General features: G+C 42.1%; 19 protein-coding genes. 10 read left to right on the top strand and 9 right to left on the bottom strand.

All coding sequences use genetic code 11. The annotated features are described in order from the left end of the window. Positions 1 to 79: 79 nt before the first annotated feature. Positions 80 to 1,012, bottom strand: a complete 933-nt coding sequence (locus FTU02_RS06400) for a tRNA-dihydrouridine synthase (RefSeq protein WP_180156371.1) — start codon at positions 1,010 to 1,012, stop codon at positions 80 to 82. Between the two features lie 449 nt (positions 1,013 to 1,461). Between FTU02_RS06400 and FTU02_RS06395 the strand changes: the two genes are divergently transcribed. Beyond that, a complete protein-coding gene (locus FTU02_RS06395) occupies positions 1,462 to 1,671 on the top strand; it encodes a cold-shock protein (protein WP_067761877.1) in 210 nt (69 codons plus the stop codon). 135 nt (positions 1,672 to 1,806) lie between these two features. On the opposite strand, the gene FTU02_RS06390 is transcribed toward FTU02_RS06395, so the two are convergent. Then, positions 1,807 to 2,616, bottom strand: coding sequence for an inner membrane protein YpjD (locus tag FTU02_RS06390; protein WP_078191164.1), 810 nt, complete (start codon positions 2,614 to 2,616; stop codon positions 1,807 to 1,809). A gap of 138 nt (positions 2,617 to 2,754) precedes the next feature. On the opposite strand from FTU02_RS06390, the gene ffh reads away from it, so the two are divergent. Next, positions 2,755 to 4,158, top strand: coding sequence for a signal recognition particle protein (gene ffh / locus FTU02_RS06385; protein WP_180156369.1), 1,404 nt, complete (start codon positions 2,755 to 2,757; stop codon positions 4,156 to 4,158). A gap of 539 nt (positions 4,159 to 4,697) precedes the next feature. Here the strand turns inward: ffh and FTU02_RS06380 are convergent. Next, a complete protein-coding gene (locus tag FTU02_RS06380; RefSeq protein WP_180107261.1) occupies positions 4,698 to 4,961 on the bottom strand; it encodes a Txe/YoeB family addiction module toxin in 264 nt (87 codons plus the stop codon). After that, positions 4,945 to 5,208: a type II toxin-antitoxin system Phd/YefM family antitoxin gene (locus FTU02_RS06375; RefSeq protein ID WP_180107263.1), complete on the bottom strand. Its 264-nt coding sequence runs from the start codon at positions 5,206 to 5,208 to the stop codon at positions 4,945 to 4,947. The genes FTU02_RS06380 and FTU02_RS06375 overlap by 17 nt, the downstream gene beginning before the upstream one ends. A 1,056-nt stretch (positions 5,209 to 6,264) precedes the next feature. On the opposite strand from FTU02_RS06375, the gene FTU02_RS06370 reads away from it, so the two are divergent. Continuing rightward, positions 6,265 to 6,459: a hypothetical protein gene (locus FTU02_RS06370; protein WP_180107265.1), complete on the top strand. Its 195-nt coding sequence runs from the start codon at positions 6,265 to 6,267 to the stop codon at positions 6,457 to 6,459. Positions 6,460 to 6,553: 94 nt separating this feature from the next. Next, positions 6,554 to 7,120, top strand: coding sequence for an alpha/beta hydrolase (locus tag FTU02_RS06365; RefSeq protein WP_180156367.1), 567 nt, complete (start codon positions 6,554 to 6,556; stop codon positions 7,118 to 7,120). Position 7,121: 1 nt separating this feature from the next. On the opposite strand, the gene FTU02_RS06360 is transcribed toward FTU02_RS06365, so the two are convergent. Both FTU02_RS06360 and FTU02_RS06355 read right to left on the bottom strand, forming a co-directional pair. Further along, positions 7,122 to 7,853 carry a type III pantothenate kinase gene (locus tag FTU02_RS06360; protein ID WP_111884792.1) on the bottom strand — a complete coding sequence of 244 codons (732 nt, stop codon included), beginning with the start codon at positions 7,851 to 7,853 and terminating at the stop codon, positions 7,122 to 7,124. A gap of 22 nt (positions 7,854 to 7,875) precedes the next feature. Continuing rightward, entirely contained in the window at positions 7,876 to 8,631 is a 756-nt protein-coding gene (locus FTU02_RS06355; protein WP_180156365.1) for a biotin--[acetyl-CoA-carboxylase] ligase, read from the bottom strand. 29 nt (positions 8,632 to 8,660) lie between these two features. On the opposite strand from FTU02_RS06355, the gene FTU02_RS06350 reads away from it, so the two are divergent. The 5 genes from FTU02_RS06350 (at position 8,661) to ligA (ending at position 16,962) form a co-directional block, all read left to right on the top strand. Further along, on the top strand, positions 8,661 to 9,473 hold the full coding sequence (locus FTU02_RS06350) for a sulfite exporter TauE/SafE family protein (RefSeq protein ID WP_168378525.1): 813 nt from the start codon (positions 8,661 to 8,663) through the stop codon (positions 9,471 to 9,473). A 147-nt stretch (positions 9,474 to 9,620) separates the two neighbouring features. Next, on the top strand, positions 9,621 to 10,316 hold the full coding sequence (locus FTU02_RS06345; RefSeq protein WP_078191157.1) for a GntR family transcriptional regulator: 696 nt from the start codon (positions 9,621 to 9,623) through the stop codon (positions 10,314 to 10,316). A gap of 10 nt (positions 10,317 to 10,326) precedes the next feature. Continuing rightward, positions 10,327 to 13,776 (top strand): chromosome segregation protein SMC, encoded by a 3,450-nt coding sequence (gene smc / locus FTU02_RS06340; RefSeq protein WP_180156363.1) that lies wholly within the window; start codon positions 10,327 to 10,329, stop codon positions 13,774 to 13,776. A 1-nt stretch (position 13,777) separates the two neighbouring features. Next, on the top strand, positions 13,778 to 14,830 hold the full coding sequence (locus FTU02_RS06335) for a cell division protein ZipA C-terminal FtsZ-binding domain-containing protein (protein WP_180156361.1): 1,053 nt from the start codon (positions 13,778 to 13,780) through the stop codon (positions 14,828 to 14,830). 98 nt (positions 14,831 to 14,928) lie between these two features. Continuing rightward, positions 14,929 to 16,962 (top strand): NAD-dependent DNA ligase LigA, encoded by a 2,034-nt coding sequence (ligA, locus tag FTU02_RS06330; RefSeq protein WP_180156359.1) that lies wholly within the window; start codon positions 14,929 to 14,931, stop codon positions 16,960 to 16,962. A 241-nt stretch (positions 16,963 to 17,203) separates the two neighbouring features. Here the strand turns inward: ligA and FTU02_RS06325 are convergent, their stop codons facing one another. The 3 genes from FTU02_RS06325 to FTU02_RS06315 all read right to left on the bottom strand — a co-directional run bounded on the left by FTU02_RS06325 (position 17,204) and on the right by FTU02_RS06315 (position 21,138). Next, complete coding sequence (locus FTU02_RS06325) at positions 17,204 to 18,667, bottom strand: amino acid permease (RefSeq protein WP_180156357.1); 1,464 nt, start codon at positions 18,665 to 18,667, stop codon at positions 17,204 to 17,206. Then, positions 18,667 to 19,701: a methyltransferase gene (locus FTU02_RS06320; RefSeq protein WP_180156355.1), complete on the bottom strand. Its 1,035-nt coding sequence runs from the start codon at positions 19,699 to 19,701 to the stop codon at positions 18,667 to 18,669. The genes FTU02_RS06325 and FTU02_RS06320 overlap by 1 nt, the downstream gene beginning before the upstream one ends. Positions 19,702 to 19,767: 66 nt before the next feature. Continuing rightward, positions 19,768 to 21,138 carry a uracil-xanthine permease family protein gene (locus FTU02_RS06315; protein ID WP_078191151.1) on the bottom strand — a complete coding sequence of 457 codons (1,371 nt, stop codon included), beginning with the start codon at positions 21,136 to 21,138 and terminating at the stop codon, positions 19,768 to 19,770. A gap of 173 nt (positions 21,139 to 21,311) precedes the next feature. Here FTU02_RS06315 and typA point away from each other — a divergent pair, with 173 nt between their 5' ends. Next, positions 21,312 to 23,147, top strand: a complete 1,836-nt coding sequence (gene typA / locus FTU02_RS06310; protein ID WP_078192340.1) for a translational GTPase TypA — start codon at positions 21,312 to 21,314, stop codon at positions 23,145 to 23,147. The last annotated feature ends 66 nt before the right edge of the window (positions 23,148 to 23,213 follow it).

Genomic DNA, 23,213 nt, shown 5'->3' with positions numbered 1-23,213 from the left:
AATCAAAGGCTCTGCGGCTACGCTTAGATAGGTGTTTTCACACTTTTTCGTTTTAACATTGGGCGATGTGTTTTAAAACTCAAATACCGGCTTTGAGTTTTTGCACGATTTCATCGAGTGGTTTGACACGTTTTACTTCATCCCAAAGGACTTTGGCTTCTGGGTAATGTTTCGACATCATACCGAGCCATTGTTTATAACGACCGACCATATTCATTTCTTTTTTATACGAGCCGTTTAAGAAACGAATTTGTAATCCAAGTAGTTCATGCCATGTAATCAGCGGCTCATCGGTATTACGACGGATACACTGTGTAATGTCAGGAGTGGTCACCGCAGCACGACCAATCATTAGGTCTTCACAACTGGATTCGAGTTGGCACTGTTTGGCATCGGCATTATTCCAAATTTCACCGTTGGCAATCACATTGATTTTCAATGCTTTACGAATGGGTTGCAACTGATCCCAAAAGGCAGGCGGGGTATAACCATCGGCTTTGGTTCGCGCATGGACTGTAACCCATGCAGCTCCAGCATCTTCGATGGCATGCGCATTTTCCATAGTGAAGTTACGGTCCATATAACCCAAACGCATTTTTGCTGATACAGGAATATGACTCGGAACAGCATCACGCACAGCTTTGACTAACTCATACACCACTTCAGGTTCATCTAGCAGAACTGAACCACCACGGTGGCGGTTGACGGTTTTTGCAGGACAACCAAAGTTCATATCAATCGCAGGGGCACCAAGTTCTACCGCGCGTACAGCATTTGCCGCGAGCATAGTGGGATTGTTACCTAAGAACTGCACATGAACCGGTGTTCCTGCTGCAGTTTTACCTTCATTGTTTAGTTCAGGACAATAGCTATGATAAATATGATCGGGCAGGACAGAGTCCGTGACACGGATAAACTCGGTTACACACCAGTCAAAACTCCCCACATGCGTCAACACATCTCGCATAATTGGGTCGGTTAAGCCTTCCATCGGCGCAAGAACAAGTTTCACGGTCACACAGCCAAAAATTGAAAAACGGAGTTATACGTGGTTTTGAAAGGGATGTCTAGGTTTTGTGCTTAAGGTGACGCGGAATACGAAATGACAAGATTTTATGTAACTATTTGGTGAAATTAGGACCAAAGTCGTAAAGTATTGACTGACATAAAACTTTAACAATAAAATGAGTAAATACATATGGATAGTAATAATAAGAAGATGGCTTATACTGTTGTTTTTTAATGGAATCAACAACATATACTGTGCTTGAATCTTTTAAGATTTCATGTATGATGGCTGCAACTAGAAAAAAAGTATTGTTTCGTAAATTTTCTTTAAGTATCGCAGTGTTAGTCATAATCCTTCGTTTTTTACAGAAATGAAGTTCAATTCTTTATTATTTTCCAAGTTATAGTCAGTCATCATCCAATGGCTAAATCAACAAATTAATAGGTATTATTATGTCTAATACAGTTACTGGTACAGTTAAATGGTTCAACGAAACTAAAGGTTTCGGTTTTATTGCACAAGACAACGGTCCTGACGTTTTTGCTCACTTCAGCGAAATCACTGGTTCTGGCTTCAAAACTTTGCAAGAAGGCCAAAAGGTTTCTTTCAGCATCGCTCAAGGTCAAAAAGGCCCGAATGCTGTAAACATCGTTGCTCTATAATTTAGACGTAATGAAAAAAAAAGCGCTGTATAGCGCTTTTTTTATGCCTGTTGTTTTTATGTGAATAATCAAGATATAAAAAAAGAGAGCCGTAGCTCTCTTCTTAATAAAACTTAAAATCGTTTCATCGTCGACTTAGCGGCCCAAAACCATTTCTAAAATAAACTTAGATCCAATAAAGCCGACTGCCAAAAGACAAAAACCAATAATGGTAAAGCGAATAGCTTTTTGACCACGCCAGCCAAATCGATAGTGTCCAATAAGCAAAGCTCCATAGACGAACCATGAAATAATGCTAAAGGCTGTTTTATGTGCCAAATGCTGTGCAAAGAAGTTATCGATGGTGAAGAAACCAAACCCAAGCGCCACGGTCAGTAGTGCAAATCCAGCAATCAATAAATCAAATAGCAAAGATTCCATGGCTTGGAAGGATGGAAGCAGGCTCACCCATACACGCTTTTTCTGCTTGTTTTTTAGTTCACGGTCTTGTAAACGCAAAATAACCGCTTGAATTGTTGCCATCAGCAGGACGGCATATGCGGAAAGTGACAAAATAATATGGATGTCTAAACCCAGTGAATGTTGTTCTATAAATTGATTTTGTCGACTAAATGCAAAGCCCAAAATCAATCCTGTCGCTGCCACAGGAATGCCCAACAGGTTCATTGCAAGCACAGGTCGATAGGTACTAAATAACACACTGAGTAATAGCATGAGACCTGAAGTAAATGACATCAGGTTGAACACGTCATAGTTCACCCCCATAGGCGTCAACATGTCGTTATATAAAACACCTGCATGCAATAACATGCCTAAACCAAGTACAACACCAATAAACCAATGGTTCGGCGCACGTTTAGACATTAAATGGCTGAATAAATACCAAAAAGACGTGGTATAAGCGATTAATGCTAGGATCGTGTAAACCAAGGGGAGACTGATCATGTCAAACCTTTTTCAGGATGTTGAATATTCATTTATATAAATTCTGCAAGAACTAAAGTATCCTATAGCATTCTATGCATAAATTTTCTATTTTAAGAAACAATTTTTTGCTCATGGCTATTTTAAGCGGATTTTGCAATGTTTGATACCTTAACAGAACGACTCACGCAGAGTTTAAGAAATGTTACTGGCTCAGGGCAGCTAACCGAAGACAATATTAAAGATACGTTACGCGAAGTACGTATGGCACTTCTTGAAGCCGATGTTGCGTTACCTGTAACTCGTGAATTCATCGCGAAAGTTAAGGAAGAAGCATTGGGCCAAGAAGTGATGACTCAGTTATCACCGGGGCAGGCTTTCGTCAAAATCGTTCATGACGAATTGACCAAAATGATGGGTGAGGCGAATGAAAGCCTAGACCTAGCGGCAAAACCACCAGTTGTTGTGCTTCTTGCAGGTTTGCAAGGTGCGGGTAAAACAACCACTGCGGCAAAACTTGCACGTTTCTTACAAGAACGTCAAAAGAAAAAAGTAGCCATGGTATCTGCCGACGTTTATCGTCCAGCAGCGATTAAACAGCTGCAAACCGTTGCGGGTGAAGTCGGCGCGATTTTCTTTGAATCGAATGCCAATGAACGTCCAATTGATATTGCTAACCGTGCGATTGAACAGGCAAAAATCCAGTTTGCTGATGTCCTGATTGTCGATACTGCAGGTCGTCTGCATGTCGATGATGAAATGATGGACGAAATTAAAGAGCTTCATGCTGCCATCAAGCCAACTGAAACATTGTTCGTGGTTGATGCCATGACTGGTCAGGATGCGGCGAATACTGCAAAGGCCTTTAACGATGCCTTGCCTTTGACGGGTGTGATCCTGACAAAAACAGATGGCGATGCACGTGGTGGTGCGGCACTTTCTGTTCGTGCCATTACTGGCAAGCCAATTAAATTCTTGGGTATGGGTGAAAAACTCGATGCCCTAGAGCCATTCCATCCTGAACGTATCGCACAGCGTATTTTGGGTATGGGTGACGTACTTTCTTTGGTCGAAGAAGTTGAACGTAAAATCGACAAAGAAAAAGCCGAAAAAATGGCGAAAAAACTGCAAAAAGGCGGTAGCTTCAACTTTGAAGATATGCTGATGCAGTTTGAACAAATGAACAAAATGGGCGGCATGATGGGCTTCTTGGATAAACTTCCAGGCATGAGCAACTCAGGGATTCAAGATGCAATTGCACAAGCAAATCCTGAAAAGCAAGTGAAGAAAATGGAAGCGATTATTCAATCGATGACCATTAAAGAACGTCGTAACCCAGACTTGATGAATCCAAGCCGTAAAAAACGTATTGCAGCAGGCTGTGGTATGGATGTTGCAGAAGTGAACAAACTCATCAAACAACATGCGCAAATGGCGAAAATGATGAAGAAATTTGCCAACCCAACGGGTATGGCAAAAATGATGAAATCATTGGGCAATATGCAAAAGCAATTTGGTGGCGGTGGCATGGGACCATTGTTCGGCAGCAAAGATCCGAAGTAATTTGGACTTAAAAAAGGGCGCATTCAGCGCCTTTTTTTATGGCTGTAATTTGATGAAACCGTGCGCTCAAGCAAAGTGGTAGAGTGCATTTGATAGCAAGTGATGAAATAAAGGATTTGTTGACCACTACAAAAAAAGCTCCTACTCTATTTTAGTAAAGGGCTACATATAAAACACTTAGGTAGTTAGATGGAAAGTTATGATTGCTGGATTACAGTATATTCTTGTATTTATTAAATTTTAATAATTTCTTTAAGCTTGAATTCTATCTTTTTTATTAAGGATAAGATTAATAAAGTTTTGGCTTTTTTTGCCTTTACTGGTCTTTACTCTTTTATTCTAAGTTACTTTTTTAGTTATGCTTATATTGGGTATATAGAGCAAGAGCCAATGGCCAGATTTATTTATGAAGGTTTTAGATCATATCTATTCTTTGGAAACATATATATAGTTTTTAGTGTCTTCATTTTTATTACATTGTTGATCAGACTTTTTATAAATAAAATAAAAAAGCCCCTATATAAGTAGGGGGCTTTGGTTCATTCGTAGTGATAGCGACAAGCAATTATCGTTATCTCTGCGTCTGTTACTGCATAAACTAGCCTATGCTGTTCATCTATCCTTCTGCTCCAGAATCCCGATAAATCACCGAGTAAAGCTTCGGGTTTTCCAATACCTTCAAAGGGTGTACGTTGACATTCCTTTATAAGGTTATTGATTCGCTTGAGAGTCTTTTTATCTTGGCTTTGCCAATATACATAATCATCCCAAGCTGAAGGGGTAAAGCTAGTCTTCCTTTTCATCTAAAAGTTCTCTTTCGATTGCTTTAGATGCACGGAACTCTGCAATTGAGTTTGCAAGGTGTGCTGCATTCTTTGGAGAAGACATTAAGTGCAATGTCTCCATTACACTGTTGTAATAGTCTTGACCCATCACAACGGCATGTTGACCCTCTTTGCGAGTAATAATAGCTACATCTGCATCTTCAATTACAGTATCTAAAACGGATTTTAAATTCTGGCGTGCATCAGTGTATGTAAATACTTGCATGTCTTGCATTTCCTAATTAAATATTTAGCCTTAAACAATATATGGTCACTTCATTGATCTAGCATTAGTTGGTTGGCACATTGGCTCATAGATTTGCTATAGATACTTTATATGGACACTTAAATTTCAAATTGGCTGTTTTGGGTGATGTCTGCAAAAAAAACATGATTTTGTACAATATTTTGTACAACTTAAATGTACAGGATACTGTACATTATGTAAAGTAGAAATAAAAAATCGGCCATTTTTACGTTCTATAGAATAAGAATTCCTTTAATTTTTAGGTTCATACCTATGAAAAATATAGCCAAAACAAACTGAACAACAATTTTTATAATTGGAAATTTATTTCTTAAAGACATTAATATCTTGTTACTTGTTAGAAGTTCAAATTTCACATATATACAAAATTACTGATTTAAGCTCCGATCAATGGTTTGATTTTGCAGAATCTCCTACTTAAATCTTAAGAGAAATTTTACATTTAGATCCTTTTATTTTGAGGAGGAGTATCTTGTCGAGCTAAATTACGTTCAGTTACACCAGCCGATAAATACCGAACTGAGCTAAATCATTACAAAAACATGCCAAATTGAGATTGAGACCGTGTAGATGACAGGTCTAAAACAGAGGTGAAAGTTTGCCTAACTGCAAATTGAAAGCTTTACCCAAAATAAGAATCAAATAATGAATACACCTTATACGCCAGAGAGCCAAAACATCTATCTGATTCATGCTCATCAGGCTTCCCCTAATGAGTATTAGTTTCCTTATTGAGACAAAAGCAGCAAGGGGTAGGACATTATTCTTGGCGCATTGATATGGCAAATGCAGTACAACCAGATTTTGACGATTGTTAGAAGTTTATTTCCCTGCAAATACCTAAGCTCGATGAAAATAAAATTATTATTGCGCACAGTTTGGGTTGTCTGACAGCGCATTTCAGCCAGCGGTAAGGCAAGATTTAAGCGGACATTTTTATTTCTGGATTTGTGTATTCCTTTAATTTTTTCTGAATTAGGCAGCTTTATTTTAAAATGCTAATTGAACCGTCATATGCTGCATCAGCATTTGCCGTTGGCCGTGCGCATGCTGTCCAGCAATGATCCTTTTGTTCCGCCACCGTTCACGCTGAAGTTATCAATTGTGATCCAAGGGTGGAACACGGAAGGGAAAATACAGGACTTTTACGGCTTCATAATGTTTCCAGAATTGCTGGATATTTTGAATCAGCTCATGAAAGTGTTCTAGCAAATAGTCAAGTTTTGCAAAAATTCACAATTGTTTACCCTCAATCTCTAATTTTTATTTCAGACTGAATTCAAAAAGAGGAATGGAGCATGAAATGGCGCAAGTAATTGTGGTGCATGGCTATACCGCGAGCCCTGAAGAGAATTGGTTTCCGTGGATCGCGCAAAAGGCAAAAAAAGCGGGCGTCAGCCTCAAGGTGCTTCGGCTTGATCCATCCGAAACACCCGTCTTAAATGTGTGGATGAAGCAAATGGATGCGCAGATTGACGCATTAAATGAAAACTCTATATTAATTGCCCATAGTTTGGGATGTATCGCTGCACTGCATTATCTGTCGCAAAAACTGCAGCATCAGAACATAAAAGCTCTTGTGCTTGCGGCCGGTTTTAATGGCCGCTTGGGACGTCTAGAGCAGGTGAATCCTTTTATTGATGCGGCTAAAATAGATTTTGACTTGCTAAAACAGAAGGTTGAGCATCGGGTAGTGATCTATTCAAAAGGCGATGAGCGAGTGCAACCCGAATTCAGCTTGGCTCAGGCAAAAAGCCTAGATGCAGAGGTGATTGAAGCGCGTCATCAGGGGCATTTTATTGACTCTGAAGGCTGTACCGAATTGCCCGAAGTCTGGGATGCTGTGGAGCCGTATTTGATCCGCGCTTAATCTACGGTTGTTGGCCAATATAGCTTTGCAGGCCTTTTAAAAGCAGATCATTATGGACTTCAGGCGTAAAGCGCTGTAGGTATTTGGCAAATAGCGCAGCATCGCCCCCAGTTAAAATTAAGCGACTGGGATATTTATCAAGCACCTTTTCAATGGTGCTGACCAAACTGAGCAATATGCCATGATGAACAGCGTCGATGGTATTTTTACCAGGAGACAGCTCGTCAAAGATGGCATCTGGAATTTTAATGCCTTTGGTGTTTTGGATGAGCGAATCACGTTGCAAATATAAATTTGGCAAAATATAGCCACCTAAATGTTGTAATCCATCCGTTAAGTCAATGGTGAGTGCTGTTCCACAGCTAATCACACAGTATTTTTGTGTAGGGTCTTTGACCACAGCCAGCATTTGCAGCCAACGGTCGATCCCGAATTTACTGGTATCTTCGTAGGCACAGCGCAAGCCCGCATATTCGGCATGAACTTTGGCAATGGTGACAGGAACGGCTAAAAATTTAAGAATTTTTTGAATCCGATCATTATTTTTCTTGTCGAGTACCGAGGAAATCCCGACCTGATCTAAGTCCAAACTTTTAAAGTGCTGGATCAAACCGAGTAGAAGTTCCGCAGGCGACTGTAGATGCAGTTCCGCAGCATGTTCTATGATTTGATCGTGTTCAGTAATCCAGTATTTCAGCCGAGTATTACCGACATCGAGCCATAATTTTTTCATCAGTAGGCCTTTGCAATCCTGTTTATGATTGATCTGCTAAACGTAAGCGACCTTGGAAATGATTTTCTAAGCGCTGCGAAGTTTGGATGTTGATCGAACCATCATTTTCAATACCGAGAAAGAGACCTTGGCTTTTGCCTTGCAGGTGTTCAAGCTCAACAGGCTGTTGCATAAATGCAGCATAATGGTTGAATCGTGCAGCGAGGTTATAGCAGTTATGATCGAACCACTCACCTGCAAGTTGAATCGCTGCATAGAGTTCAGCGATTAACTGTAAACGGTTTGGTGAGGGGAGTCCGAGTTCAGATAACGAGGTTGCACGTTGCTCAATTCCTGCGGATGGAATCGGAAATAAGTTCATCCCAACGCCGACAATCGCTTGATGTGGCGAAATCGGCTCAATCAAGATCCCGCCCCATTTGCCTTGTGGGCTATACAGGTCATTGGGCCATTTCACTTGTAATGCGAGATTTTGCAAACTTGGCATTTGCAAGATATTTAAGGCAATTTCGAGTGCAAGCCGTCCATCTATTGCTGTCTGTAAATTCAGCAATGTGCTTAAATAGATATTACCAACGGGTGAGACCCATTGATGATCGCGTTGCCCACGCCCCTGAGTTTGCTCTTCACTGCATACCAAAACATGTTGAATGCCTTTTTTGGCAATCTCATGGACATCGTCATTGGTCGATGTAGTAATGGGCTTCAGTAATAAAACTTCAGGCGGTTGAGGTACTGTGCTCAGCAATTGCTGTAAGTGTCTGGTCTCTAAATCCATTTGAATCTGAGAGTTGTGGAATAATATTGATGGAGTTAATCATATATTTACTGATTGGTGCAATCGCTGGTTTTGCTGCGGGGCTATTTGGTGTTGGCGGTGGCCTGATTATTGTGCCGATTTTATTCATCGTCTTTACCCAACTTCAGTATGACCCCAGTGTGATTATGCACATGGCGGTGGGCACCTCTTTGGCCACGATTATTGTGACTTCACTCAGCTCGGTTTCGGCGCATCATAAAAAAGGTGCAGTGCTGTGGAATGTCTTTCGGAATTTGGCACCAGGTTTGGTGATCGGTTCATTTCTCGGTGCAGGTATTGCTGATTATCTCTCAGGGCAGGGTTTGCAACTGTTAATTGGCTTTTTTGCGGTCTGGGTGGCCTTTAAAATGTTTCGCGGTGCAGCGACACCAGTCGATCCGAATAAACATTTACCCTCACAAGCCATGCAAATGGCAGCAGGCGGTGGTATTGGGATTGCCTCTGCGATCTTCGGTATTGGTGGTGGCAGCTTAACCGTCCCGTATTTGAATAAAAACGGCGTCATTATGCAAAAAGCAGTCGCAACGTCTGCTGCATGTGGTTTACCAATTGCGATTGCTGGGGCCCTCGGCTTTATGTGGTTTGGTCATCAAGCCGATATCGTGGTTCCCAATACCATTGGTTATATCCATATTTATGCATTTATCGGGATTAGTGTAATGAGCTTCATTACTGCGAAATTGGGTGCGAAAGTGGCTCATATGTTGTCGCCATTTATGCTAAAGCGTTGTTTTGCATGTTTATTAACAACAGTCGGCTGCTATTTTATTTACCAAGGTATGCAAGCCTTTGGCGCATGATTGTCCGTTTTGACTGAAAAAATTGGCTTTGTTGACACAAGATTGTCAGACAATGTCATGTTCAATTAGGTTGCTTATCGTTTCTAATGCAAATAGATTGAGTGTAAATCTGAACATTGCATCTTATAAAAAAAAGATAGGAACAGTATGCAACAACAAGAAGCGGACAGTTTGTCAGAACAAATTGCCAAACACATCGGTGAACAAATCATTCGCGGTGAGTTGGTCGAAGGCGAGCGTATTCAGGAACTTAGAATTGCGGCCGAATTGGATGTGAGCCGTGGCTCTGTTCGTGAAGCTTTATTGATTTTAGAACGGACCCAACTCATTGAAATCTACCCGCGACGTGGCGCCTTAGTCTCTGAAATGTCGGCTTTACAAGTGCGCTCATTATTTGATATTGCAGCATTATTGTTGGGCCAAATTGTGCATCGTATGGCGGAAACGTGGCGCAGCCATGAAGCTGAGCGTATTCAGTTATTACTTGAACAATTAGACGTGGAAACTCGCCAAGGCAATACCGAAAAGTTTTATGATCTGATTTTTCAGGGCATGGCTCGTCAGCATGAAATGGTGGGAAATACTTACCTGATGCGTTATTACCAAGAATTGTTGCCATCACTCAGACGTAGTTATTTCCTGACACTGAATATTTCACGACGTGAATTACAAGAATCTTTTGATTTGTTTAAATTAGTGACTGATGCAGTTTTAATCAGAAAATCACATCAAGCCACTTTATTTATGGAAGATTTTTGTCGACACTTACGCAACCTTGTGTTGGAATCACTAACACGGATGAAACAAATCGAATTAGCGTGGGCGAGACGTTCACGCCGCTGATCAGGACATTATGCGTTTAAGCAGTTTAAAACTTTCCGGCTTCAAATCTTTTGCCGATAGCACAACTCTAAAATTTGAAGGCAACCGTAGTGCGGTTGTTGGACCGAACGGCTGTGGTAAATCCAATGTGATTGATGCCATTCGCTGGGTTATGGGGGAGTCCAGTGCCCGTCAATTGCGTGGTGGCACCATGCAAGATGTTATTTTTACCGGAACGGCAAAGCGTAAACCAGTCGGGATGGCGAGTGTTGAACTGCGTTTTGATAATACCTATGGCAAGCTAGGTGGCGCTTATAATGCCTATACTGAACTGGCAGTTCGTCGTCAGGTCAATCGTGATGGTAAATCCGAATATTTCCTCAACGGCACCAAATGCCGCCGTCGTGATATTACCGATATTTTCTTAGGTACCGGTTTAGGTCCACGTTCGTATGCGATTATTGAACAGGGCATGATCAACCGTTTGGTCGATGCCAAACCTGAAGAAATGCGTGTGTATATTGAAGAAGCAGCTGGGGTTTCTCGCTATCAAGCTCGTCGTCGTGAAACTTTACAGCATCTAGAACACACCACTCAAAATTTAGAACGTCTCGAAGACATTGCATCAGAACTGAAGTCTCAGTTGAAAACCTTAAAGCGTCAGTCTGAAACGGCGGTGCAATATAAAGAATTAGAAACCCAAATTCGTACTATTAAGATCGAAGTGCTGTCTTTCCAATGTGAGCAAAGTAAACGTTTACAGCAAGAATACACGCTTCAGATGAATGAGCTCGGGGAAACCTTCAAACTGGTTCGTTCTGAGCTGAATACCTTAGAACATGACTTATCTTCCACCAGTGCTTTATTTCAACGGCTTATTCAACAGTCCACTCCTTTACAAAGTGAATGGCAACAGGCGGAAAAGAAACTGTCTGAGTTGAAAATGACGCTGGAGCAAAAGCAGGGTTTATTTGCACAAAATTCGGCAAGTTTGGTGGAGCTTGAGAAGCAAAAAGCTCAAACCAAAGAACGTTTACAGTTATTAGAGTTACAACTGGAAACGCTGCAAGAACAACAAGATGGATTTGTTGAGCAGTTACAGCGCCAAGAAAGCAGTTGTCAAGATCAGACTCAGCAGTTAGCCGATTTGAAAGCTCAGCATCAACAAGCGGTTCAACAATTTGAACAATGCCGTGGGCAAGTCGAAAAGCAGCAACAGCAAAAGCTACAGATGTTGGCGCAGAGTGAACAATTGACCAAAAATATTGGTCGTATTGAGCAACAGCGTGAGACCCTGCAGCAGCAACGAGGTCAAATTCAGCATCAGGCGCAGCAAGATGAGCTGGAGCAGTATCAGCAAGATAAGCAACAGCTCGAACAACAAATTACGCAACAAGAGCAGGTGATTGCCGAAACTCAAGCACAGCTTGCAGCTGCACAAGAACAGCAGGCACAGCATAAAAATATGGTGCTGCAGCTAAAGTCAGAAATACAGGTGCTGTTGTCAGAGCAGAAAAACCTAAACCAATTGATGATTAAAGCCAGTCCAAAGCAGCAAAGCCAGCGTCAACATTTAATGCAGAAGTTGCAGTTGAGCACACAAGGTAAACAGCATGCACAACTGGTCGAGAAATTTTTGTCTAAATGGCTGAGTGCCCAAGTCTTAGGACACAGTGATAATTTTCAAGATAGTATTGCACGTCAGGTCAAAGGCAGTCATCACACAGCAGCACAAATCGTTGGATTAGAAGCTTTGGCGACGTGGATTGAAGCCCCTCAACTTTCGATCTGGCAGCAAGTCGCAATTGCCGAAACATTGACAGTGGCATTGAGCCATCAGGCTAAACTGGCCGCAGGTCAGTCAATACTCACGCTCGATGGTTATCATGTCGGTGCAGATTGGGTGATTGGTCTAGATTATGATGAGGACAGCCAAGCAGGGCAAGGTGCATTGAGCCACCGTATTCGCTTAGATGAATTGACTGAATTACTTGCAGCGCAGCAGCCAAAGCTGACACAACTAGAAGGCCAATTGCCTGAGTTGCAAAATGCCGTACAAGCTTTACAGCAAAATCTGCAACAGCAACATAGCCAATTAAAAAATTGGCAAAAAGACATTCAAAATGCTGATGTTGCCATTGCGAAGGTACAAAGTTCCAATCAGGCTTTTGCCTTACAAAAGCAGCAGTTAGAAGATCAATTGCAGCAACTTGAAGCACAGCTTGAAGAAGATGCCATGCAAAAAGACGATTTGGAAATTGATTTGCATGCGCTGACGATGAAGCTTGAGCAAGCTTTGCCCAATTATAAAACCTTGCAATTCCAAGTTGAAGAGTTGAGTCTAGCACTGGAAAGTGCTCAGCAAGTGGCATTACACAGTCAGCAAGAATTGGAAATTGTGCGTCGTCAGTCTGTACAGACAAAACAACAGATTGAATTATTAGAAAAAGACACGGTCTTTTTGAAAGCGCAAACTCAGCAAATTATTGGACAGATGGAGCAGGCAAAGAAATTTGTCGATCCGGTACAGTTAGAATTGCCTGCGCTTGAGTCACAGTATTCAGAGCAGGCTCAAGTCACTGAACGTTTACAAAAAACCTGGAATGACTGGCAGCTTGAACTCAATAATGTTCAGAGCAAACAACAGACATTGACGGAACAACGCCATTCACATCAACAGCAAGATGAAAAATTGCGTACGCAATTGGAAGAAAAGCGTCTGGCTTGGCAATCTGCGCAGTCTGATTTACAGCATTATTCTGAACAGCTGAAAGAAATGAACAGCGAAATGCTGACAGGTTTAAGCATTGATGTGGTATCCCATCAGCAAAAACTAGAAAAAGCACAGCAGCAGTTTGATAAATTGGGTGCAGTCAACTTGGCTGCGGCAGAAGAATATACTGAAGTTTCTAAACGCTTTGATGATTTAAGCCACCAAATTGATGACTTGCAAAAGACCGTTGAACAACTGCAAGCTGCGATGAAAAGCATTGATCAGGAAACGCGGAAGCTGTTTATGACCACTTTTGATAAGGTCAATACAGAACTTCAAGCGTTATTTCCGAAAGTATTTAATGGTGGTGAAGCAAGCTTAAGCCTTGAAGATGGTTGGCAATCGGGTGTAAAACTGATGGCACGACCACCGGGTAAACGAAATAGCTCTTTGGCATTATTGTCAGGTGGTGAAAAGGCACTGACCGCATTGGCTTTGGTTTTTGCGATTTTCCGCCTAAATCCTGCACCATTTTGCGTTTTAGACGAAGTCGATGCACCTTTAGACGATGCAAATGTAGGAAGATTTTGTAATCTTGTAAAAGAGCTTTCAGAACAAGTGCAATTTATCTACATTACACACAATAAACTGGCTATGACAATGGCAACTGACTTACTTGGTGTGACCATGCCAGAACCAGGAACTTCAAAATTAGTGACTGTGAATATAGAGCAAGCCAAAGAATACGGTTTAGCTGCGGAGGCATAACATGGAAATCACCACTATAGTTGGGATTGTAATCGCTGTAATTATCATGGTTGTGGGCATTCGAATGATGTTTCGTAAACCTGCAGATGCAGCGCCATCACTTGACACCGAATTACATATTGATCCTGATAGTCAGCAACCTGTTATTCCGCGCCATGTACGCAATCAGTTAAATACACCTGAAACCATGCAACGTGTAGAGCCGACTTTGGCTGAGGAAAAAGTCACAGCGGTTGAAACGACTGAAGCTGTTCAAGCGAATGTAACGCAAGAAGCAACGGTAACGGAACAAGTAGAGGAGAGCGCTGAGGCTACTGCAAAGACTGAGGCGACAACGACGGATCCCGTTTCAGTTGAAAACGCTCAAACTGCAACAGAAGACAGTACATTGTCTACAGAAGCAACTGAATCTACAACGGTTGCATCTATAGCCGCCGATGCCAATCACGCAGCGACTGCTGCGACACACGTTCAGGCTGACGCTGTTCCTGCGGAAAAAGCGCCAGAGTTTAGTGTAAATAGCGCAATTGAAAAAGCTGAAATCAGCGATTTTGATGAAGAAAGCAGTATTTTGGATGCGCATTTACATGAACAAAAAATTGTTGATGAAGAAAGTGCTTTAGCAACTGCGGAAACTTATATCGCCTTAAATGTGTTCCCAGATAGCCGTGCCTTGTCGGGTGAAAAAGCATTAAAAGTTTTACTGAAATACGGTTTACGCTTTGGCGAAATGGCCTGTTTCCATCGCTATGATGAAGAAGGTACAAAGTTATTATTCTCTGTATTGCAAATGAATAATGATGGCGCTGCGCAAGGTTTTGATCTTGAAACTTTATCGACTGAAGAAGTAAAAGGTTTGGCTTTCTTCTTAGCGCTGCCACACAGCGATGTACAAAATGCCTTTGATACCATGGATAGCATTTCACGTCTAATTGCCCGTGAAATTGACGGTACTGTGTATGATCAAAATAACCAAGAATTTACACCGCAGATGCGTGAACATTGGCGTCATCAAGCGATTGATTATCGTCAAGGTCAAGCTATCGAAGTCTAAACGTCTTTGATTGAAACTCACCGAGTGGGTTTCTATAATAGCAACAGATAATGAAATTTGAGGGCGGAGCATGAACCGCCCTTTTTTATGGTGAATGTATGACACAACAATCCACTGTCGTTGCACAGATGCGACAACTGATTCAACTATTGGCGAAACATAACCATGCCTACTATGTCATGGACACGCCAGAAATTGAGGACAGTGAATATGATCAACTTTTTCACCAATTAAAAACCTTAGAAGAGCAACATCCTGATTTAGTGCAACCTGATACACCAACCACAAAAGTGGGTGGAAAGGCCTTGTCTAAGTTTGAATCTGTAACCCATGCAGTACCCATGTTGTCATTGGGTAATGTGTTTAATGCAGAAGATTTATTTGCCTTTGCCCGTCGTGCGGAAGAGCGCTTACCGAATCAAAAAATTGAATATGATGTCGAATTAAAATTTGATGGACTGGCGATTTCTCTCTGGTATGAAAATGGCATTTTAGTCCGTGGTGTGACACGGGGTGATGGTGAAACTGGGGAAGACATTACCCAAAATGTAAAAACCATTCGTAATTTACCTAAAGTACTGACTTCTACACAGACTGATATTCCAAGTCTGCTAGAAGTCCGTGGTGAAGTCCTGATGCCAAAGTCAGGCTTTGAAAAGCTCAATGCTGAAAACGAAGCCAAAGGTGAAAAAACCTTTGCCAATCCACGAAATGCAGCAGCAGGCAGCCTACGTCAACTCGACCCTGCAATTGCGGCTTCACGTCCTTTGGCTTTTTATGCCTATGGCATTGCACAGTGCGAACCACATCATGGTCAAACCACCATGTCTGCTAGCTTAGAATGGCTGACACAGTTTGGTTTTGCTGTCGGTGAACGTCACTTTATTTGTGACAGCATTCAGGACGTACAAGCTGCGTATGAGCAAATGATTATTGATCGTCCAAGCCTGAGTGTTGAAATTGATGGCATGGTGATTAAGGTAAACAGCCTGAAGCAACAGCAAACACTGGGCTTTTTAAGTCGTGAACCGCGCTGGGCAACGGCATATAAATTCCCTGCAGTTGCAGCGCTGACGACAGTTGAAAATATTGATTGGCAAGTGGGGCGTACAGGCACTTTGACCCCAGTCGCACGTTTAAATCCTGTTGCAGTCGGTGGCGTAACGGTTTCCAATGTCACTCTACATAATATTGGTGAAATTCACCGTTTAGATGTTCGTGTGGGTGATACAGTCAGTGTCTACCGTAGTGGCGATGTGATTCCAAAAGTGGAAAAAGTATGGCCTGAATTCCGTCCTGTAGATACGGTAAAAGTTCAGTTACCTGCATATTGCCCAGTCTGCTCATCTCCAGTGGTGATGCCCGAAGGTGAAGCCTTGGCACGTTGTTCAGGTGGTTTGTACTGTGCTGCACAGCGTATTGAGGCGATTCGTCACTTTGTATCGCGTAAAGCTATGGACATTGAGGGCTTAGGCGACCGTTGGGCGGAATCTCTTTTACATTTGGATCTGCTCAAAGATGTTGCTGATATTTATAGCTTGCATAAGCATCGTGAAAAATTACTGGCCATTGAAAAAATGGGCGAGAAGTCGGTTCAAAACCTCATCGATTCTATTGAAAACAGTAAGAAAACGACACTAGGTGCATTTATTTATGCACTCGGCATTCGAGGCGTGGGTGAAACCACGGCACGCATGCTCGCCAATACCTTCCAAACCTTTGATGCGATTCGTCATGCAGATCTCGAATCCTTGAAAAAAACGCCAGACGTTGGTGATATTACCGCTGAATGGATTGTCGATTTTTTCCAAGCGCCGCATAACCTCGAAGTGGTTGATCGTTTGTTGGCAGCTGGGATTCATTGGGATGCACCCGTTGCACCAAGTCGTCAGCCGCTGAATGGCGAGAGTTGGGTGATTACTGGGACATTGAATACCATGGGGCGTGATGAAGCGACGCAAATGCTTCAAGCCTTAGGCGCACGTGTCAGTGGTAGTGTTTCGGGTAAAACCAAATGTGTAGTTGCAGGTGAAAAGGCAGGTTCTAAATTAGAAAAGGCTGAAAAGTTAGGTGTACCTGTGATGAGTGAAGAGGAGTTTATTTCCTTTGTACAACAGCAAAATGCTTCTTAAGTATTGAAAATCAAACCTGAAAAGGTGGTTAATTTTGAACAAATGCCTGATGCATTGCATTGGGCGTTTTTATTTTGCTGCTTAACATGATTGCGTCAGCCTATCAGTTGTTGATGATAGATCAGACATCATTTCTCAACATCACTCACGAAATATTTTGCTAAAGCGTGAATGTATTGAGATACAATTTTAGCCATAAAAAAAGCAGCTCTTATGCTGCTCTTTTTATTCAGTGATCACATTATTCTTGATCAACTTTCATCGGTTTTACATCCATTTCTTGATATTGAACCAACTTGGTTTTGTGTTTCCACTTATAACCGAACCAAATGGCAAGGAATAAGAAAATACCAATATAGGTAGAAACAACGGCTAACCACTCACCATCTAAAACGGCTTGATAGTTCTGACCAAGGACCACGATGGCACACAAAATAAAGGCAAACCACGGTGCAAATGGGAAGAATTTTGCACGGTAAGCAAGATCTTCTAATGTATTGCCTTGAGCCAAGTAGCCTTTACGGAAGCGATAATGTGAAACTGCAATACCGAGCCACACAATAAAGCCACACATACCTGACATGTTCAGTAACCAGTTAAATACCGCTTGTTCACCGATAAAAGTGGTTAAGAAGCACAGTGCCGCAATCGCCGTTGTTGCATAAAGCGCATTCATCGGTACGCCACGTGCATCTAAGCGACCAAAGACTTTCGGTGCACTTCCTTTACGTGCCATATCAAACAGCATACGAGTAGAGGAGTACATACCAGAGTTACCCGCTGATAAAATCGCAGTTAAGATCACCGCATTCATCACCGATGCAGCAAAGGCAAAACCTGCTTTTTCATACAGTAAGGTAAATGGTGATAGTGCAATATTTTCAGTAGATGCTGCTTGTAATAAACGTGGGTCATCATAGGCAATGAGAGTGCCGATAATGAAGATACACACGATATAAAACAACAAGATACGCCAGAAAATTTGCTTGATGGCAATAGGAATGGTCTTTTCAGGATCTTTCGATTCACCTGCAGCCACACCAACCATTTCAGTCCCTTGGAAAGAGAAACCGGCAATCATGGCCACACCAATCAAGGCAGATAAACCGCCGACAAATGGGGCTTCACCCTTGGTCCAGTTGGCAAATGTTTCTACGCCCGGTGTCAGCATGATTTTGCCAATCATAAACAGGCCGATAATGATAAAGGCAACAATTGCGAGCACTTTAACAAGCGAGAAGAAGAATTCGGATTCACCGAAGCCTTTTACGGTCAGTGCATTAATGGCAAAGACGATTGCGAGGAAAATCGCACTCCAGTAGAAGCCCGGAATATCTGGAAACCAGAATTTCATAATGAATTGGACTGCAACCAATTCAAATGCCACGGTAATCGCCCAGTTATACCAATAGTTCCAACCCAAAGCGAAGCCGAAACCACTCTCGACATATTTGGTGCCGTAGGTAAAGAATGCACCCGAAGTTGGGTTATGTGTTGCAAGCTCACCTAAGCTGGTCATCAAGAAGTAAATCATGATACCAATTAAGCAGTATGCGAGCAGGGCGCCACCCGGGCCTGCATTGGCAATGGTTGCTCCAGAGGCTAGAAATAAACCTGTACCAATTGATCCACCAATTGCAATCATGTTGAGATGGCGAGCACCCAACTTACGTTGAAGTTGAGCTGGTTTTTGAATTTCGCTCATCATTGTTCCTTAAGATTTTTTTGCGTGCTCGCAAACAAGACTTTAAATCCTTGTTGGTCGGCTTTGATTGTACATTGACCGTAATGTTGCTCAATTAAAGTCGGATAATTGAGGAATCGGTTGGCAACAATCCAAAGCTCACCCCCAGACTTCAAATGTCTGCGCGAAGTTTTGCATAGATTTTCACTGGCATTGTAGTCGGTTTGAATCCCTTGATGGAAGGGTGGATTGCTGACTATGGCATGTAAAAATAATGGAGCATCCTCGATTCCTGTGACCGCTTTAATCTCAAGTTGTTCAGGTTCAAGCAAATTTTGTTCAAATGTCATTTGTGTAGACGCCAGTGCAAAGGCATCTACATCCATGGCGAAGATACGATTTTTAGGATTCAGTTTGGCTAAATAAGCACTGATAACACCCGCACCACAGCCAAAATCTGCAATTTTGCCCGAAGTCACCTGTGATAAATAAGGCAATAAGGTAGCCGTACCCACATCTAAACGGTTCTGGCTAAATACACCCGGCAGTGCGCAAATCGTAAGCTCACCATTTGGGGTCTCTACTGGATATTTTTGCACCCATTCTTGCAGTGGCTTGAGTGTGACAGTTTTTTCCAATAGGGTTTGCCACATTTGACAGTGACGCGCACTATCAATTTTTAGGGTTTTACCAAAGGGTTGTAATTGTTTTGCTGCGCGTTCAACACCGCCTTTTTTCTCACCCACGAGGAAAATAGACGCACCTTGAGCAAGATGACTTGCGACATTTTGTAATAAATAATTTAGCAGTTCTTTTGATTTCGGAACAAAAATAACCGCTTGATCAAACTGACCTTCAGGAAAATCGACACCAAAATGGACGTTTGACTGTTGATTTTGAAAGTACTGAAAATCATTAAAATTCCAGCACCAAATTGATGGCTTAATATTGTCATTCAATTGACTGAGTAAGTCATCTGTCGGTGCATTTACGAAAAGCACGCGATCTTGTAATAAATCGATCTGTCGTATAACGACTTCACTTGTGAGATCCATAGATTTCTCCATCATAAAAAACACTGCCTAGGGCGGAACCTAGGCAGTGTTCTTTGACAAATGAACTTACTTCTTCACTTCAGGAAGAACAATATTCAAAATAAGGGCAGCGATACCACCAGTGGCAACGCCTGAACTGAAGATATTACGGAACAATTCAGGAAGATGTTCAAGGATTTGTGGTACTTGTGCAACACCTAGACCCAATGCCAATGAAATCGCAATGATTAATAGTGCGCGGCGGTCTAAATGAATGCCCGATAAGATATTAATACCAGAGGCAGCCACGGCACCAAACATGACCATTACAGCACCACCGAGTACGGCTTGTGGAACCGCCTGAATGACACCTGCTACAGCAGGAAGTAAGCCTAAAATAACCAATAAGGCAGCAATCCAAATGCCTACATAGCGGCTTGCAACACCTGTTAACTGAATAACACCGTTGTTTTGCGCAAATACAGAACTTGGGAATGTGTTAAAGATACCGGCAAGGAATGAGTTTGCACCATTCACCAATACACCACCTTTAATACGCTTCATCCATTCAGGGCCATCTACAGCTTGATTTGAAAGCTTAGAAGTCGCGGTAATATCGCCAATCGCTTCTAAAGATGTCACAAGGTAGATAAATGCCATTGGAATAAACAAGCTCCACGAGAAGCTTAAGCCAAAGTGCATCGGTGTTGGAATTTGAACCAGTGGCGCATCTTTTAAACCATCAAAGTTTAAATGACCCATAAAGCCTGCAAGGATGTAACCCACGACTAAGGCAATTAGGATGGCAGAACTTTTTACCCATGTAATACGCACACGGTTCAATAAAATGATCAGTGCCAAAACGGTACATGACATGATGAGGTTGTCTGCATTGGCAAATGTTTTATCGCCCATGGCTTGATAACCACCACCCATGCTGATCAGGCCTTCTTTAATTAAAGTCAGACCAATCAATAGCACTACAATACCTGTTACCAATGGGGTAATCAGTTTTTTCACCCACGGTAAGATCCGTGACACACCCATTTCAATGAATGAACCCGCGATCACTACACCAAAGATAGATGCCATGACTGCTTCTACAGGTGTGCCTGCTGCAACCATCGCAGAACCAATACCGATAATAGGACCAATAAAGTTAAAGCTGGTTCCTTGTACAATCAGGAGACCTGCACCAAATGGGCCGACTTTTTTACATTGTAAAAAAGTTGCGATACCAGAGATCACCAATGACATCGAAAGAATCATATTGGTGTCTTCTTTTGATACACCAAGTGCTAAACAGATCAGCAAACCCGGCGTCACAATCGGGACAATAATGGCCAATAAATGTTGGAACGCAGCGAGAAAAGCAATAAAAGGTTTTGGTCGATCATTCAATCCATAGACTAAATCGAGTTGATCTTTTGCTTCGGGAGATTGGTTTAAATCAGACATGCGGCACTGAAAATTAAGGCTAGGTGGCGCTATTCTAATCTGTTTACACAGCTTTACAAAACCAAAAGCGTACCAGTCGTCAAAAAAAATGCGATTGTCAATAAACTGTCACTACTAAAATCTATATTTTTTCTGTATAATTTGCCCTCAAACTTTAGGCGTATCGAATTCACATGTCAGATATTAAAACTCTCCGTAACATTGCCATCATCGCGCACGTCGACCATGGTAAAACTACTCTTGTAGACAAACTTTTACAGCAATCAGGTGCTCTTGGCGATCGCGCAGGCGAGATCGAACGTGTAATGGATTCTGGCGCTATTGAAAGTGAACGTGGTATTACCATTCTTGCAAAAAACACTGCAATCAAATGGTTAGACAAGCGTACTAACACTGAATACCGTATCAATATCGTGGATACCCCGGGACACGCCGACTTCGGTGGTGAAGTAGAACGTGTAATGTCAATGGTTGACTGCGTACTTCTTCTTGTTGACTCTCAAGAAGGCCCAATGCCACAAACTCGTTTTGTAACGCAAAAAGCGTTCGCACGTGGTTTGAAACCAATCGTAATTATTAACAAAGTCGACAAGCCAAACGCTCGTCCAGACTGGGTAATTGACCAAGTATTCGATTTGTTCGACAACCTTGGTGGTTCTGACGAACAGTTAGACTTCCCAGTTGTATATGCTTCAGGTCTTCGTGGTGTGGCTGGTCCATCTCCAGAAGAACTTGCTGAAGACATGACTCCATTGTTCGAAACAATTGTAGACATCGTTGAACCACCAGCGGTTGACGTTGACGGTCCATTCCAAATGCAAGTGTCTTCACTTGACTATAACAGCTTCGTAGGTGTTATCGGTGTTGGTCGTATTCAACGTGGTTCAGTGAAATTAAACACTCCTGTAACTGTAATCGACAAAGACGGTAAAACACGTAACGGTCGTATCTTAAAAATCATGGGTTACCATGGTTTAGAGCGTATCGATGTTGAATCAGCTTCTGCTGGTGACATTGTTTGTGTAACGGGTATTGATGAACTTCATATCTCTGACACAATCTGTGATCCAAAAGCAGTTGAAGCTTTACCTGCACTTTCTGTAGACGAACCTACAGTATCGATGACTTTCCAAGTAAACAACTCACCGTTTGCTGGTAAAGAAGGTAAATTCGTAACTTCACGTAATATCCGTGAACGTCTAGATCGCGAATTGATTCACAACGTAGCATTACGTGTTGAAGATACTGACAGTCCTGACCGTTTCAAAGTATCTGGTCGTGGTGAGCTTCACCTTTCAGTTCTTATTGAAAACATGCGTCGTGAAGGCTTCGAAATGGGCGTATCACGTCCACAAGTAATCATCAAAGAAATTGATGGTGAAAAACAAGAGCCATACGAAAACGTAACGTTTGACGTTGAAGAGCAGCACCAAGGCGCTGTAATGGAACAAATGGGTCACCGTAAAGGTGAAATGACCAATATGGAAGTTGACGGTAAAGGCCGTATCCGTATTGAAGCAACAGTTCCTTCACGTGGTTTGATTGGTTTCCGTTCTGAATTCTTAACTATGACTTCAGGTACAGGTATCATGACTTCAAGCTTCTCGCACTACGGTCCAATGAAACAAGGTACTGTTGCGAAACGTCAAAACGGTGTGTTGATTTCTATGGTTCAAGGTACTTGCTTGGGCTATGCACTATTCAGCTTACAAGACCGTGGCCGTCTATTCGCTAAACCTCAGTTAGAAGTTTATGAAGGTATGATCGTTGGTATTAACTCACGTTCAGACGACATGACTGTTAACCCAACTAAAGCGAAACAGCTAACTAACGTACGTGCTTCTGGTACTGATGATGCGTTGACTCTTGTTCCGCACATTGAATTTACGCTTGAACAAGCGCTTGAATTTATTGAAGACGACGAATTAGTTGAAGTAACGCCTAAGTCAATCCGTATCCGTAAACGCTGGTTGACTGAAAACGAACGTAAACGTAACCGTAACGTTTAATTTTACAGTTTCAAAAAAACCGCTGACTTAGGTTAGCGGTTTTTTTATGCATGGGCGTTTTGAATA

The organism is Acinetobacter sp. YH12045 (assembly GCF_013419925.1).
GTDB classification, from domain to species: domain Bacteria; phylum Pseudomonadota; class Gammaproteobacteria; order Pseudomonadales; family Moraxellaceae; genus Acinetobacter; species Acinetobacter amyesii.
Note: the sequence above shows the minus strand (reverse complement) of the source record. Positions and strands in the feature narration are given on the sequence as shown.

Excerpts from the sequence above, each read along its gene's own strand:
- FTU02_RS06370 (WP_180107265.1), top strand. The coding sequence starts at position 6,265 with ATGCTGCATCAGCATTTGCCGTTGGCCGTGCGCATGCTGTCCAGCAAT.
- FTU02_RS06360 (WP_111884792.1), bottom strand. The coding sequence starts at position 7,853 with ATGAAAAAATTATGGCTCGATGTCGGTAATACTCGGCTGAAATACTGG.
- typA (WP_078192340.1), top strand. The coding sequence starts at position 21,312 with ATGTCAGATATTAAAACTCTCCGTAACATTGCCATCATCGCGCACGTC.
- FTU02_RS06350 (WP_168378525.1), top strand. The coding sequence starts at position 8,661 with ATGGAGTTAATCATATATTTACTGATTGGTGCAATCGCTGGTTTTGCT.
- FTU02_RS06325 (WP_180156357.1), bottom strand. The coding sequence starts at position 18,667 with ATGAGCGAAATTCAAAAACCAGCTCAACTTCAACGTAAGTTGGGTGCT.
- FTU02_RS06380 (WP_180107261.1), bottom strand. The coding sequence starts at position 4,961 with ATGAAAAGGAAGACTAGCTTTACCCCTTCAGCTTGGGATGATTATGTA.
- FTU02_RS06345 (WP_078191157.1), top strand. The coding sequence starts at position 9,621 with ATGCAACAACAAGAAGCGGACAGTTTGTCAGAACAAATTGCCAAACAC.
- FTU02_RS06320 (WP_180156355.1), bottom strand. The coding sequence starts at position 19,701 with ATGGATCTCACAAGTGAAGTCGTTATACGACAGATCGATTTATTACAA.
- FTU02_RS06390 (WP_078191164.1), bottom strand. The coding sequence starts at position 2,616 with ATGATCAGTCTCCCCTTGGTTTACACGATCCTAGCATTAATCGCTTAT.
- smc (WP_180156363.1), top strand. The coding sequence starts at position 10,327 with ATGCGTTTAAGCAGTTTAAAACTTTCCGGCTTCAAATCTTTTGCCGAT.
- ligA (WP_180156359.1), top strand. The coding sequence starts at position 14,929 with ATGACACAACAATCCACTGTCGTTGCACAGATGCGACAACTGATTCAA.
- FTU02_RS06355 (WP_180156365.1), bottom strand. The coding sequence starts at position 8,631 with ATGGATTTAGAGACCAGACACTTACAGCAATTGCTGAGCACAGTACCT.
- FTU02_RS06395 (WP_067761877.1), top strand. The coding sequence starts at position 1,462 with ATGTCTAATACAGTTACTGGTACAGTTAAATGGTTCAACGAAACTAAA.
- FTU02_RS06365 (WP_180156367.1), top strand. The coding sequence starts at position 6,554 with ATGGCGCAAGTAATTGTGGTGCATGGCTATACCGCGAGCCCTGAAGAG.
- FTU02_RS06315 (WP_078191151.1), bottom strand. The coding sequence starts at position 21,138 with ATGTCTGATTTAAACCAATCTCCCGAAGCAAAAGATCAACTCGATTTA.
- FTU02_RS06335 (WP_180156361.1), top strand. The coding sequence starts at position 13,778 with ATGGAAATCACCACTATAGTTGGGATTGTAATCGCTGTAATTATCATG.
- ffh (WP_180156369.1), top strand. The coding sequence starts at position 2,755 with ATGTTTGATACCTTAACAGAACGACTCACGCAGAGTTTAAGAAATGTT.
- FTU02_RS06375 (WP_180107263.1), bottom strand. The coding sequence starts at position 5,208 with ATGCAAGTATTTACATACACTGATGCACGCCAGAATTTAAAATCCGTT.